The following is a 13,647-nucleotide window of genomic DNA, read 5'->3' as shown; positions in this document are numbered from 1 at the left end:
TTTGCTATTCGGGTAAACTAGCACTCGTTTTATGGACCTTATTTTGGAAGAATTAATTTGATTATTCGGCGTTATCTGGTCAAGCAAGTTGTCTCGACATCCTTGGTGGTGATTGCCTTATTGACCTTGATCATGATGGGCGGTCGACTGATCAAGTATTTTGGTGTCGCGGCGCAAGGCCGTCTGGATGCAGGCATTTTATTTAGCATTATTGGCTACCGTTTGCCTGAATTCTTGACCCTGATTCTTCCGCTCGGTTTCTTTATTGGACTGATGCTGGTGTTTGGCCGTTTATATGTCGACCATGAAATGGCCGTGATGAATGGCAGTGGCGTCAGTCGGCATCAATTGGCGCGTCTACTGGTGCCGATGACCCTGGTGTTTTTGATTGCTCAGGCCGGATTGATGCTGTGGGCTGCGCCGTGGGGCATTCGCCAGTTTGAAGCCCTGACCACCAGTCAGGCGGTACGTACCGGCTTTGACCTGGTGCGACCGAAAGAATTTATCTCCTCTGGGCCCTATACCATTTATGCCGGTGACCTGTCAGAAGACCGTAAAAATTTAAAAGATATTTTCTTTTATCAGCGTGCGGAAAAAGAAGGCAAACCGGATGTGATGATTCTGGCGCAGGAAGCCACCCGAATTGAAGTACCGAATGATGCTGCCAATGTGGTCGATCTGGTTAATGGACGCCGTTATGAGATCTATCCGGGTACACCGCAATATACTCAAGCTGAATTTGAAAGCTATCGTCTGCGCTTAGAAAGCGATGAAGAAGCGCAATTTGCCAGTACTGAAGTTGAGGCCTTACCGACCTCGCAATTGTGGCAGAACCGTCAGGATCCTGTGGTGGCCAGTGAGTTGGGCTGGCGGGTGTTTGTTCCTTTTGCGATTCTGATTGCCCTGATTCTGGCTGTGGCCTTGTCTGAAGTGAGTCCACGACAGGGTCGATATCTCAAGTTATTTCCTGCCCTCATGATTTTTGCCAGTCTGATTGTGGCCCTGATGGCAGTGAAGACGCGGATCAGTAAAGAAGAAATGGGCATTTGGGCCTATCCATTGATTCTGATTGCCTATGCAATTGCGGGTGCCTTGTTCTCGCGTAAACAGAAATTAGGCCCGAAAATCAAGAAACAGATTCAGCGAGTGAGGTCTTAACAATGTTGGCACGTCGTATAGTTGCAAAACATGTGACCCAAACCACTGCGCTGGCGATGCTGGGTGCAACCGCGGTATTGGCGGGTTTACAGGTATTATTTACTTATCTGGGTGAGCTTGGTTCGCTCAAAGATGGTTATGGTGCCTGGGATGCCTTGAAATATGTGCTTTGGGGCGCACCAAATTATTTATATGAAATCCTGCCGATTTCTGCACTGATTGGTGCAGTTTTAGGTCTTGGTACATTAGCCTCGAATAGTGAGCTGATTGTGATGCGTTCGGTCGGCGTGAGCTTATGGCGTATTGTCGGGTGGGTGATCCGTTCAGCACTGTTGTTGGTGGTGTTGTCATTTGCCCTGAGCGAGTGGGTCATTCCTTATACCAATGAACAGGCCAAAAGCGTAAAAAGTGCCAGTAAAGCCGCTCAGCTCGGTGAAGTTCGTGGTTACTGGACTCGGGAAGGGCAGCGCTTTATTTATATCGATTATGCTAACTCGCAAGGTCAGTTGAAAAATGTGCAGATGCTGGACTTTGACCAGAACTATCGTTTGCGCGGTACCTTGCAGGCAGATCAGGGCCAATTTGTTAAAGATGGTTCCTGGACGCTGGACAACACAGAGCAGTTCGATATTCTCCAAAATGGTAATGCCACACTGGTTAAGCAGCAACAGCAACCTTTAGCGCTAGCATTACAGCCTAAATATGTGCATATGGTGACGATTGATCCTGAAGATTTATCGCCGAGTCAACTGGTCAGTTTCATGAGCTATATGCATGAATACAGCCAGGTGCCTAAAACCTATCAGCTGGCCTTCTGGCAAAAACTCGGCTCGCCTTTTGCCCTGATTGCACTAGTAGTGATCGCCTGTTCATTTATCTTCGGGCCATTACGTCAGCAATCCATGGGTTTTCGTCTGGTGATAGCTTTATTTGCCGGACTGGGTTTCTTCTATCTGCAGGATTTCCTCGGCTATGCCAGCTTGATCTATGCACCGTCTCCGGCCTGGTTCGTGTTTATTCCGATTCTGATCATGTTCGGCATCGGCGGATACTTGCTGCATCGGGCACGCTAAGGTACAGGAAAATAGAACAAATCAATCATCATGAGAGGCTTAAACCATATACGGGTCATGGCCTCTTTTTATAAACTTCGCTAAAATAGAGCGATTAATTCGTAGACGAACAGAGTATTTCATTATGACGGATGCAACTGCTGGCAAAATCCCTCACATTTTGGTGATTATGGATGGTGTGGGTCATCGCGAAGCGGTCGAAGACAATGCGTTTTTAGCAGCTAAACGACCAAATTTAACTGCGATACAGGACAAGCATCCGCATGGTTTGATCTCGGGTTCAGGTGAAGATGTCGGCCTGCCAGATGGCCAGATGGGTAACTCGGAAGTCGGACATATGAACCTCGGCGCAGGTCGTGTGCTGTATCAGGACTTTACCCGGATTACCAAAGACATTCGTACGGGCGACTTCTTTGAACATGAAGTTCTGGTCGATGCAGTTGAGAAAGCCAAAGCTGCAGGTGGGGCAGTACATTTGCTTGGCCTTTTGTCTGAAGGTGGTGTGCACTCCCATGAAGATCATATTGTGGCGATGGCAGAGCTAGCGCTAAAACGCGGTGCGCAAGTCTATTTACATGCATTCTTAGATGGTCGTGATACGCCGCCTAAAAGCGCACAACCTTCTTTAGAAAAACTCGATGCCTTATTCGCTCAATATCCAGGTCAAGGTCGTATTGCCACCATGATCGGCCGTTATTTTGCCATGGATCGTGACAACCGTTGGGATCGTGTTGAACAGGCCTATCGCTTGTTGACTGAAGGTGAAGCGGTTCGTACAGCTGCCAGCGCAGTTGAAGGTTTGGAACAGGCTTACGCAGCCGATGAGTCGGATGAGTTTGTTAAAGCGACCCGTATTGGCGATCTGGCGAAAATTCAGGATGGCGACAGCGTCGTATTCATGAACTTCCGTGCCGATCGTGCCCGTGAATTGACTCGCGCATTTGTAGAAAAAGACTTTGCAGGTTTTGAACGTAAAGTCGTGCCGAATTTGGCGAAGTTTGTCATGCTGACGCGTTATCAAGCCACGATTGATGCACCTGTAGCGTATATGCCTGAAGCGTTGAAAAACTCGATTGGTGAATACTTATCTGATTTGGGTAAAACACAGCTGCGCATTGCGGAAACAGAAAAGTATGCGCATGTGACTTTCTTCTTCAGCGGCGGCCGTGAAGATGAATACCCAGGTGAAAAACGTATCCTGATTCCATCGCCAAACGTAGCCACTTATGACCTTAAACCGGAAATGAGTGCTTATGAAGTGACTGATGAGCTGGTGGCTGCGATCAATTCAGGTGAATTTGACCTGCTGGTGGTGAACTTTGCCAATGGTGATATGGTCGGTCATACGGGGGTATTCGATGCTGCGGTGAAAGCTGTTGAAGCGGTTGATACCTGTTTGGGTCGGGTTTACGAAGCCGTGATGGCGCAAAAAGGTCATATGATTGTGACTGCCGATCATGGTAACGTTGAGCAGATGCAGGACTACCACAGTGGTCAGGTACATACCCAGCATACCACTGAATTGGTTCCGTTTATTTATGTCGGCCCAACTCAGGCCACAATCGTGGAAGGTGGGGTGCTTGCAGATGTCGCACCGACTTTATTAAACCTGATGCAAGTTCCGGTGCCGGCTGAAATGCAGGGCCGTAACCTGATTCAGCTTGATGCATAATCTTTAATAAAATTTTGAAAAGGTCAAAGAATGACAAGAATACGCTGGAAGTCTGTTGTAATACCATGCTTACTGATGTGTTTGAGTCATTCAGCCTGGGGTGCGGGTTCAAATGAGCCGGCATTCGATGATATGGAAATGGATGGGCAGGTTTATTCTGAAATTCCTGTGGCATCTATTCAGGAATTCGTACAAATTTATGGCATCGTAAAAGACAATTATATTCAAGATAAAAATGACGATGCCTTATTCCAGCAGGCCATTCAGGGTCTGGTCAGTGGCTTAGACCGCTATTCCCGTTATTTGTCGCCTGAAGATTATAAGCAGCTGCGTGCATATACCGAAGGGGATCTGGCCAGCATTGATTTTGATCTGCAATTTGACCCGCGGTTGAAGCAATGGGTGGTTCAAGGACTGAGTGCCGATGCAGATTCAGCCAAGCAGGGACTGCGAAATGGCGTCACGGTTTATAAAATTGAAGATCAGGTCTTAAGTAGCCTGAATCAGGAACAAGTCCGGCAGTTATTGAGTGGAGCAGTTGGCTCTACGCTCATGATCCAGCTTTCCTCGCAAAGTCCGGCCGTTCGTCTGGTCCGCAATACCAAGCTGGATACCGAAATTAAATCGAGCTTGCACAATAACCAGGTGCTGGTTTTACAGGTCAAGGTTTTTCAGCAAGATACTGCCAATGAAATCAAACGTCTGATTGAAAGTTATTCGGATAAACGCTTAAAAGCCGTATTATTTGATCTGCGCAATAATCCCGGTGGCTTACTCTCGGCCGCAGTTGAATCTGCCGATTTATTTTTGAATCAGGGCGTGATTGTCTCGACCAAAAGCCGTGCTGAAGGCAACCAGCAATTTCAGGCCTTGCCGAGTTTTGAGTTCCAGAATCTGAAAGTTGGGGTGCTGATTAACAACCGCTCGGCTTCTGCAGCAGAAGTGTTTACTGCAGCCCTGAAAGAACATAACCGTGCCTGGGTGGTCGGAGAAAAGAGCTATGGCAAAGGCGTAGTACAGAAACTTTTTCCTTTAAGCAATGGTTCGGCTTTACAGATGACGGTATCGCAATACTTTAGCCCAAGTGGCCAGATGATTGAAGGGCGGGGCATACAGCCGCATTTCAACTATCCGTTTAAGCAGGAAATGCGTGAGGAGAGCTATCTGGAACATGTTACAGATTTACTGCTCCTGCAAAAATAATTATTCATCTTCTTCGGTATCCAGTCCGAACTTTTTCAAGCGATAGCGCAGGGAACGGAACGACATGCCGAGTTTTTTGGCGGCCAGTGTCCGGTTCCAGTGGGTCAGATTCAGCGCATTGAGTAAAATTTCTTTTTCGACCTTTTCCAAATACAGCTCTAGACCCTCTTCAGGCAGCTTTTTAGGTGCAATCAGGGTTTCGGTCGCAATAATCTCGCTCGTGAGCGTATTCATCTCCTGAGGGCTGTTTAGCGCCTGACGCAGCGGTGCACTCTGCAAATGCTGAAGATCAATCCGCTCTTCATCACTTAAAGTAATCGCGCGTTCCATAATGTTACGTAATTCACGTACATTACCTGGATAATATTGTCCCAATAAGAACTCTTTGCTGCGTTCGGTCAGTTTTTTATTGGAAATGCCCCATTCCTGGCAAATCTTCTGAATAAAGTGTTCGGCCAATAACAGAATATCCTGGCCGCGTTCACGCAGCGGCGGTAAAGTCAGATCCATTACATGAATACGGAAATATAAATCCTGACGGAATTTGCCTTGTTGCACCAAGGCTTCCAGATCCTGATGCGTGGCACTGATCACACGGAAATCCACATCAATTTCGGTATCCGAACCGAGTGGACGAATACGTTTTTCCTGTACGGCACGTAACAATTTGACCTGCATAGAAAGCGGTAATTCTGCAATTTCATCCAGAAACAGACTGCCACCATGGGCAGATTGAATCAGTCCCTGTTTGTCCTGAGCAGCGCCGGTAAAGCTGCCTTTCTTATGCCCAAACAGTTCGCTTTCCATCAACTCAGTCGGAATGGCGCCACAGTTAATCGCAATAAAAGGACCTTCGTTGCGGTTACTCAGGCGATGTACCAGATTGGCCACGACTTCCTTGCCTGTGCCTGATTCCCCTGTGATAAAAACTGGTGCCTGGGATCGGGCAATTTTTTGTAAGGTAATGCGTAATTGCTGAATTGGCATGGATTGTCCAATCAGCATTTTATGTTCGAGTGCATCGTTCGGATTATTATGCGAATAATCCACCGGTTTATTCAGCGCTTTTTGTAAGAGCTGCTCCAGGTGTTTTTGATTAATCGGTTTGCTGACAAAGTCAAAAGCCCCTGCTTTGAGCGCAGCAATGGCGATTTCCATGTTGCCATAGGCGGTCAGAACCGCGACCGGAAGTGCCGGGTAAAGATTGCCAATCCAATCCAGTAACTCCAAACCATTGCCATCGGGCAGATTCAGGTCGGTCAGACAGGCATCATACTGATGATTGGCAAGGCATTTTTTAGCGTATTCCAGACGATGGGCAATGTGCGTGCGAATTCCCATGCGCAGCAATGACATTTGCATGAGGGTACATAAATCTTCCTCATCATCCACCAAGAGCACCAGTGGTTGTTGTTCCCCATTCATCTTCCTTGACCCCTTTAAAGCGTAATACGTTGACAGCTGATGCGAAAGCATGCGCCCTGTTCTTGTTGTATATAGTTTAATTGTGCCTGATTTGCTTCGCAAAAACTATGTGATAAATACAATCCTAATCCGGTACCACTAATCGATGTGCTAAAAAAGGGTTTGAACAATAGAGCTTGATCATGTACGGCTACGCCAGAGCCAAAATCCCGTACATCAATCCAGACCCGATGTTCATAGGGATGCACATTCAGCTGAATATAGGCTGCATCGGCTGAATTGTGACGAATCGCATTACGAATCAGATTAATCAGGATTTGCCGGAACTGTGCTTCATCAAACTGAATCACCAGCGGGATATCAATATTAAATTGAATCTGATCGCGAATATCGGCCAGATCTTCCTGGATAAATAACGGGATAAATTCATTGAGATGAATCGGCACCGGATGGGTTTCTTTATTTTTGACCATATTCAGCGTGTCCTGAATAATCCGGTCAATCCGGGTCGCCTGTCGACCAATCATCTGGTGGAGCACTTGTTGTTGTTCAGTTTCTGAATCCAGATATAAATCATTGGCCTGTACAATAGCCGCCAATGGATTACGAATTTCATGGGCAATACTGGCCGAGAGTTGACCCAGTGCAGCAAGTTTAAGTTGCTGCACCTGCTGATTCAGTTTTTTGGCATCCTGTAACACCAGTAGCATTAGAGTCTGATGCGGCACAATCAGCTTTTGTACTTGCACATGAATATTATAGCGACTTTGTTGGGATTCAAACTGAAAGCGCTCACCATTTTCTAGCGTTTCAAAATGGATCAGTTCAAATAAATCTGGCTGTGACTGAGATAAGGTGAATTTCTCATGGCCGTATTTGGACTCAATTCCAAGAAGATTACAGGCGGCAGGATTACTGAGTACCACATGGTAGTTTTCATCCAGAACCAGATAGCCGGTTTCAATCTGCTCCAGAATATAGCGGTTAATATTCTGTAAGCGATGCAGTTCCAGCGATTGAGAAAAATTTAGATTTTCCAGAATCTGAAAGCGGCGTATGGCAATTTGTCCAGTGCCATAGACCACAAAAAATAAAAAGGCCAGCAAGGCGCTATTACTGATATTGCTGAGTGATGAAAATGCAAAAATACTGCCGATAAAATGCTGATAAATTACGCTGATAACAGCAACCAGCGTGACGACCAAGGCCTTTTTTGCATCTAATAATAAAGATGCAGAAAAGATAGTAATCACAAACAGCAGCCCGATTTGCAGATTAGGACCGTCGCTCGCCAAAGTCAGCAAACTTAAAACGCAGACATCGCTAAAGAAAATCATAATCAGCTGCGGCTGGATCAGGCGTCTGATCCATTTCAGCACAAACAGCTGTACGGTATTGATCGCAACCCCGATTCCCAGTGCATAATAATACAGCTGCGGGTATTGATAATCGGTGGTGAGTTCGGGGTAGGTCAGCATAAAAATCAGCAACAAACCGGTGCTGATCAGCAGACGATAAGCGCTGTACCAGATACCGAGATGGTATTGATTCAGTTCAGCATAGTTTTTTTGTTGTGCCATATGCACCGGAAATCGTTAAAAGCTAAGGTTTAATGAGTCCATAGCGCATGGCCAGATGAGTCAGTTTAACATCGCTATCGATATTCAGTTTTTCAAAAATACGGTAACGATAAGTATTCACGGTTTTAACACTCACAAAGAGCTTGTCGGCAATTTCCTGGGCGCTGATACAATTCACGACCATCATCGCGACTTGCATTTCACGCTCTGACAATGCATCAAAAGGCGATTGTTGTGTATCAGAAAGGTAAGAGCTTGCTAACTGTTCCGCAATGTCTGCACTGAAATATTTGCCGCCTTGCATGACTTTGTTAATCGCACGGACCATTTCCGAAATCGGGGCCCCTTTGGTGATATAACCTTTGGCACCGGCTTTCAATAACAGGGACGGATAAGGCTCTTCTGCTAAACCGCTAACCGCCAAAACTTTGGTTTCCGGCGCACTCTGAAGTAGACGGCGCGTGGTTTCTACGCCACCAATGCCCGGCATATTCACATCTAACAAAACTACATCAGGATGATGTTGACGAACTAGAGAGATCGCTTCTTCACCAGATTCAGCTTGTCCAATTACCTGAACCTCCGCATGGTCTTCTAGCATTCTGCAAATTCCAGTACGAACTAATTCATGGTCGTCCACAACTAAAACTGTGATCACCTACGCTCTCCCTCTGTTAAAAAAATCATTTTTTTGTTACATAAAGCAAAATAAGCTTGCAATGAAAGTACAAAATTAGCAATCCTATTCGCAAGATTAAATCTGAAACTTATCACACAGTGTCAAGAACAAAAAATGTTCGGCATTGTGTTTAAATGTAAGGCATATTAGAGGTAATACGCAAATCAATCTTACCTCTGTTAGTTGAGTGAAGGAATAGTGAAGAAAATAAACAAGTCTTTAAGGCATCTACTCGGCCTGTCCGTGTTAATCAGCATGAGCACGACAAGTTTTGCTGAAATCATTATGAATTCTGGCACGGCAGAGGACGGTTCCAGCATTAGTTGGTCTTCTGAAGAAGTTAACCAGTTAATGAGCGATGATTTTAATGCGTCAGCCAATGAGCCTTCGCCACCCGGGTCTGCAACAGTGACCACTACTTTGCGTCAGGTCGGCACAGCAGCGCCAGCAGCAGCCAAACCTGCTTATACTGCGCCGCAGATTATTGATACGAATCATTTTAGTAATCAACCTTCTGTCAATGCACGGGCTGCACTGGTCATGGATGCACAAACCGGTGAGGTGCTGTTTAGCAAAAATACCAATACTGCCTATCCGATTGCATCGATTACCAAGCTGATGACAGCGGTGGTCATTTCTGATGCACGTCTGAACATGTCGGAAAAAATCACACTACAACAGGCTGATTTTTCCTGTTCAGGTTGTAAAAGCTCAAGCTCGACTTTAAGAGCAGGGGACAGCATGAACCGTGCTGAAGCTTTACTGTTTGCTCTGATGAAGTCCGAGAATCCGGCTGCTGCCGCTTTGGCACGCACTTATCCAGGTGGCCGATCAGCGTTTATTGCCAAAATGAATGCAAAAGCCAAAGAGCTCGGCATGAATTCTACCCGCTTCATGGAGTCAACCGGTTTGCATCCGGGTAACATGGCTTCAGCTCGTGACTTGGGAATCTTGGTAAATACTGCCTCTCAATATGGCCTGATTCGCCAGTTCTCGACCACGCCAAGCTATGACTTTAACTTGGGTTATCGTGTGTTGAAATCGAATAATACCAATGCCTTGGTACGTAATGGCGGCTGGAATATTAATATTTCTAAAACCGGTTTTATTAATGAAGCAGGGCGCTGTGTGGTGATGCACACGACTCTGAATAACCGTCCGGTGGCGGTGGTACTTTTAGGTGCAAACAGCTCACAGGCGCGTACCAATGATGCGACCCGTTTAATGAGTTGGGTCAGCCAGCAACCTAAACGAATCTAATTGATTGGTTCATAAAAAAACCCTGCAAGTGCAGGGTTTTTTTAATTCTGGCCGGAATTACATATTCGACAGAATAGAGTCTTTAACTTGACTCATAGTTGCATCAATCGACAACATCACGGCATCAGCACATTGCTTGATAGCAGTGTCTGGATCTTTCAGACCGTTACCCGTTACGGTACATACGATTACTGAACCTTCAGCAATTTTACCCGCTTTAATATCACGGATGGCACCGCCGACAGACGCAGCAGATGCCGGCTCTACGAACACACCTTCATACATAGAAAGCAGACGTTGAGCTTCGAGAATCTCCGCATCAGTCAGTTCATCGAACCAGCCGTTTGAATCACGAACAACCGCTTTAGCATGATTGAAGCTTTGCGGATTGCCGATACGAATCGCAGTTGCAACAGTTTCCGGGTTTTCTACTGGACCGCCACGAAGGAACGGTGCAGCACCAGAGGCTTGGTAACCTGCCATGATTGGCAAGCCAGCCGGTTTAGGACCAGTAAAGGCATCAGTTTCAGCATCGTAAACGACTTGCTCAAATTCTTCTTTCGACTGGTTGGCAACCGCTTCAGTATAACCCATCCAGTGCGCAGTGATGTTACCCGCATTACCGACTGGCAGGCAGTGATAATCCGGTGCACGACCTAAAGCTTCAACGATCTCGTAAGCAATGGTTTTTTGACCTTGCAGACGGTATGGGTTGATTGAGTTTACAATCGTTACCGGTGCCTGATCGGCAACTTCTTTGACCAGACGCATACCGTCATCAAAGTTACCGCGAATTTGCATGGTGATCGCACCATACATCATCGCTTGTGCCATTTTACCCATGGCAATTTTGCCTTCAGGGATGAGCACGAATGCTTTAATGCCGGCACGCGCAGCGTATGCAGCCGCTGCTGCAGAGGTGTTACCAGTAGATGCGCAGATGATGGCTTTAGAGCCTTCTTCAACGGCTTTGGTCACCGCCATAGTCATACCGCGGTCTTTAAATGAACCAGTCGGGTTTAAGCCCTCGTACTTCACATAAATTTCAACATCTTTACCAATAATGCGTGGAATATTCTCAAGCTTGATCAGTGGAGTATTACCTTCACCCAAAGAGATCGCACGAGTAGTTGCAGACACTGGTAAACGGTCGCGATAGCGGTCAACTAAACCAGTATAACGATTGGCATTCGACATGATGATGTTCCAATTGTGTGTAGAGCTTGGCAAGGGGAATCCTCCCCTCAACCCGATTAATTATCAAGCGATTCTAAACGAATTCGTACAATTTCGCCATGAATGACGGGTAATGCTTGAATTTGTGAAAGCGCTGCATCCATTTTTGATTCGACGATAGGATCGGTCAGAATCACGATAGGAATAAGGTCTTTGGATAAACGCGGTTGCTGCATGATCGCATCAATACTGATGCCGGCACGACTGAGAATTGTGGTGACATCGGCAAGCACGCCCATCTGATCTTCGGCATTAATACGGATGTAATAGCCGGTGGTCATTTGTTCACGACTCAAGATCGGTAAATCACTGAGCGCTTCAAAAGCCAGTTGCGGAATAGTACCTGCGCCGTCTTCTGTGTAAATGATGTCACGGACAATATCGACGACATCAGCAACAACCGCAGAAGCCGTTGGTCCCGCACCTGCGCCAGCACCATAGTACAGTGTTGGGCCGACCGCATTCGCTTGTACCAGAACCGCATTTTTCACACCGTTAACATTGGCAATCAGCTGGTCATCTGGAATTAGGGTCGGGTGTACACGGAGTTCAATCCCGGCATCAGTACGGCGTGCAATGCCCAGATGTTTAATCCGGAAACCGAGGTCTTCGGCATATTTCACATCTTGTGCCGTGACTTTGCCAATGCCTTCAGTAAAGACTTTGTCAAACTGAAGTGGAATACCAAAGGCACATGAGGCCAGAATCGTCAGCTTGTGTGCTGCGTCAATGCCTTCCACGTCAAAGGTCGGATCGGCTTCGGCATAACCCAGTTCTTGCGCTTCTTTCAGCACATCTTCAAAAGCGCGGCCTTTTTCACGCATTTCACTAAGAATGAAGTTACCTGTGCCGTTAATAATACCGGCCAGCCATTCAATCTTGTTGGCTGCCAAACCTTCACGGATCACTTTAATAATTGGAATGCCACCAGCCACTGCGGCTTCATAGGCAATTTGCACGGCATTGTCTTCAGCCGCTTTAAACAGTTCATTACCGTGTTCAGCCAAGAGTGCTTTGTTGGCGGTTACAATATGTTTGCCATGTTTCATGGCTTCCATGATGACTTCATAGGCAGGATGAATTCCGCCCATGACTTCAACCACCACGTCTACATCAGGTTGACGCACGATGTCCATCAAATCAGCACTTTGTTTGACCGATTCTGGCAGATCCAGATCAGGACGTGGACGACGGGTGCCTACATGGGTAATTTCAATTTCACGACCGGTGCGACGTTTGATCTCAGCAGCATTTTCTTTTAATAGTTTCAAGGCACCACCACCTACAGTACCAAGACCGAGGATTGCCAGACGAACTGGTTTCACGTCACACTCCAAATTAAACAGTTTTTTACAAGAACCTAGATCATAGCTAAAAAAACCGCCTGACTCTAGGGTCATTTTCAGAATATCTTTATCTATAAATTAAAGTTAAATAACGTATTAAAATGAGTTATTTAAGCCGGTTCAATAATTCCGAGGTAGACAGGTAACCGCCCAGATAAGCCCCTGCTGAATTATAAATGGCAGGGGTGCCATTCACGCCCATATTCAGACCCATTTGATATTGATCTTGAACAGGATTTTCACATTTTTCTGCGCTAATCTGTGCACCGGCAATCGCCTGGTCAAACGCACTACGGCGGTCGGCACTGCACCAGATCGCTTCCATGGCTGGCATATGCTGTTCACCACGCGGCCAGGCGATATAACGCACTTCAATGCCTTTGGCATTCATCTCATCCATTTGTTCATGGAATTTATGGCAATACGGACAACTGACATCGGTAAACACATAGACCACATGCTTGGTTTTGCCTTTGGCTGGATAGACCAGCAAGTCTGCTGGCTTGAGTTCGGCAAAGAGTTTATTGTTGATGCCTGCTTGCAGATTTTCGCTGACATTGTGCAGCTGTTTATCGCCGAGACGGATCACATCGCCCTGAATCAGATACTTACCGTCACTGGTGACATAGACCGCAGACATGCCTTCCAGGCTGACCCAGAACAGGTTCGGGACTTCGGTGGCTTTAATGTCGGTGATTTTGGCACTGATGCCGGCAGTCTTGAAATGCTTTTCCAAGGTCGAAACCAGGCGCTGTTGGGCATTACGTTCGGTCAGGGTAGAGGCTTCGCCCGTTGCTGGTGCACTTGCAGTGAGCGTATCTTGCTTTTTATCGTTGTTCGTGGAATTGGAACATGCGCTAAGCCCCAAACCAGCAGCAAGTGTGCAAGCCATAAAAACTTTTGAGCGGGCAAATGTCATAAATAACCCTTTTCTTCTTGGACTAAAAACAGAGCATTAGCATAACAAAAAAAAATACAATCACGTCAAACTTCTCAGTTTATTCGACCTGTAAAC

Annotated in this window: 11 protein-coding genes; 5 read left to right on the top strand and 6 right to left on the bottom strand. The window is 46.4% G+C overall.

The window, feature by feature from the left end; translation table 11 throughout:
• The first annotated feature begins 57 nt into the window (after nt 1-57).
• The 4 genes from lptF (at nt 58) to I6L24_RS02710 (ending at nt 5,106) form a co-directional block, all read left to right on the top strand.
• Nucleotides 58-1,158 carry an LPS export ABC transporter permease LptF gene (gene lptF / locus I6L24_RS02725; protein WP_004281053.1) on the top strand — a complete coding sequence of 367 codons (1,101 nt, stop codon included), beginning with the start codon at nt 58-60 and terminating at the stop codon, nt 1,156-1,158.
• A gap of 2 nt (nt 1,159-1,160) precedes the next feature.
• Nucleotides 1,161-2,231, top strand: a complete 1,071-nt coding sequence (gene lptG, locus I6L24_RS02720; protein ID WP_004281054.1) for an LPS export ABC transporter permease LptG — start codon at nt 1,161-1,163, stop codon at nt 2,229-2,231.
• A 124-nt stretch (nt 2,232-2,355) separates the two neighbouring features.
• A complete protein-coding gene (gene gpmI / locus I6L24_RS02715; protein ID WP_100357783.1) occupies nt 2,356-3,903 on the top strand; it encodes a 2,3-bisphosphoglycerate-independent phosphoglycerate mutase in 1,548 nt (515 codons plus the stop codon).
• 30 nt (nt 3,904-3,933) lie between these two features.
• The gene (locus I6L24_RS02710; protein ID WP_216986389.1) at nt 3,934-5,106 is read left to right on the top strand and encodes a S41 family peptidase; all 1,173 of its coding nucleotides are present in this window, start codon (nt 3,934-3,936) and stop codon (nt 5,104-5,106) included.
• On the opposite strand, the gene I6L24_RS02705 is transcribed toward I6L24_RS02710, so the two are convergent.
• Genes I6L24_RS02705 through gacA form a run of 3 tightly spaced genes read right to left on the bottom strand, consistent with a single transcriptional unit; the run spans nt 5,107 to nt 8,769 of the window.
• A complete protein-coding gene (locus I6L24_RS02705) occupies nt 5,107-6,531 on the bottom strand; it encodes a sigma-54-dependent transcriptional regulator (protein WP_086044365.1) in 1,425 nt (474 codons plus the stop codon).
• A 14-nt stretch (nt 6,532-6,545) separates the two neighbouring features.
• On the bottom strand, nt 6,546-8,111 hold the full coding sequence (locus I6L24_RS02700; RefSeq protein ID WP_004281058.1) for a sensor histidine kinase: 1,566 nt from the start codon (nt 8,109-8,111) through the stop codon (nt 6,546-6,548).
• 22 nt (nt 8,112-8,133) lie between these two features.
• Entirely contained in the window at nt 8,134-8,769 is a 636-nt protein-coding gene (gene gacA / locus I6L24_RS02695) for a response regulator transcription factor GacA (RefSeq protein ID WP_004281059.1), read from the bottom strand.
• Between the two features lie 219 nt (nt 8,770-8,988).
• Between gacA and I6L24_RS02690 the strand changes: the two genes are divergently transcribed.
• On the top strand, nt 8,989-10,050 hold the full coding sequence (locus I6L24_RS02690; RefSeq protein WP_004281060.1) for a serine hydrolase: 1,062 nt from the start codon (nt 8,989-8,991) through the stop codon (nt 10,048-10,050).
• Nucleotides 10,051-10,107: 57 nt separating this feature from the next.
• On the opposite strand, the gene thrC is transcribed toward I6L24_RS02690, so the two are convergent.
• The 3 genes from thrC to I6L24_RS02675 form a co-directional block, all read right to left on the bottom strand.
• Nucleotides 10,108-11,247, bottom strand: coding sequence for a threonine synthase (thrC, locus tag I6L24_RS02685; RefSeq protein WP_004281061.1), 1,140 nt, complete (start codon nt 11,245-11,247; stop codon nt 10,108-10,110).
• A 56-nt stretch (nt 11,248-11,303) separates the two neighbouring features.
• Nucleotides 11,304-12,611 carry a homoserine dehydrogenase gene (locus tag I6L24_RS02680; RefSeq protein WP_034605826.1) on the bottom strand — a complete coding sequence of 436 codons (1,308 nt, stop codon included), beginning with the start codon at nt 12,609-12,611 and terminating at the stop codon, nt 11,304-11,306.
• A 127-nt stretch (nt 12,612-12,738) separates the two neighbouring features.
• On the bottom strand, nt 12,739-13,551 hold the full coding sequence (locus tag I6L24_RS02675) for a DsbC family protein (protein ID WP_004281063.1): 813 nt from the start codon (nt 13,549-13,551) through the stop codon (nt 12,739-12,741).
• Nucleotides 13,552-13,647 lie beyond the last annotated feature (96 nt).

This window comes from Acinetobacter lwoffii, assembly GCF_019048525.1.
In the GTDB taxonomy this organism is placed as follows: Bacteria; Pseudomonadota; Gammaproteobacteria; order Pseudomonadales; family Moraxellaceae; genus Acinetobacter; species Acinetobacter lwoffii_K.
The sequence above is the reverse complement of the archived record's forward strand: the minus strand, read 5'-3'. Positions and strand labels throughout refer to the sequence as shown.

Excerpts from the sequence above, each read along its gene's own strand:
- lptG (WP_004281054.1), top strand. The coding sequence starts at position 1,161 with ATGTTGGCACGTCGTATAGTTGCAAAACATGTGACCCAAACCACTGCG.
- gpmI (WP_100357783.1), top strand. The coding sequence starts at position 2,356 with ATGACGGATGCAACTGCTGGCAAAATCCCTCACATTTTGGTGATTATG.
- I6L24_RS02710 (WP_216986389.1), top strand. The coding sequence starts at position 3,934 with ATGACAAGAATACGCTGGAAGTCTGTTGTAATACCATGCTTACTGATG.
- I6L24_RS02705 (WP_086044365.1), bottom strand. The coding sequence starts at position 6,531 with ATGAATGGGGAACAACAACCACTGGTGCTCTTGGTGGATGATGAGGAA.
- I6L24_RS02700 (WP_004281058.1), bottom strand. The coding sequence starts at position 8,111 with ATGGCACAACAAAAAAACTATGCTGAACTGAATCAATACCATCTCGGT.
- thrC (WP_004281061.1), bottom strand. The coding sequence starts at position 11,247 with ATGTCGAATGCCAATCGTTATACTGGTTTAGTTGACCGCTATCGCGAC.
- I6L24_RS02675 (WP_004281063.1), bottom strand. The coding sequence starts at position 13,551 with ATGACATTTGCCCGCTCAAAAGTTTTTATGGCTTGCACACTTGCTGCT.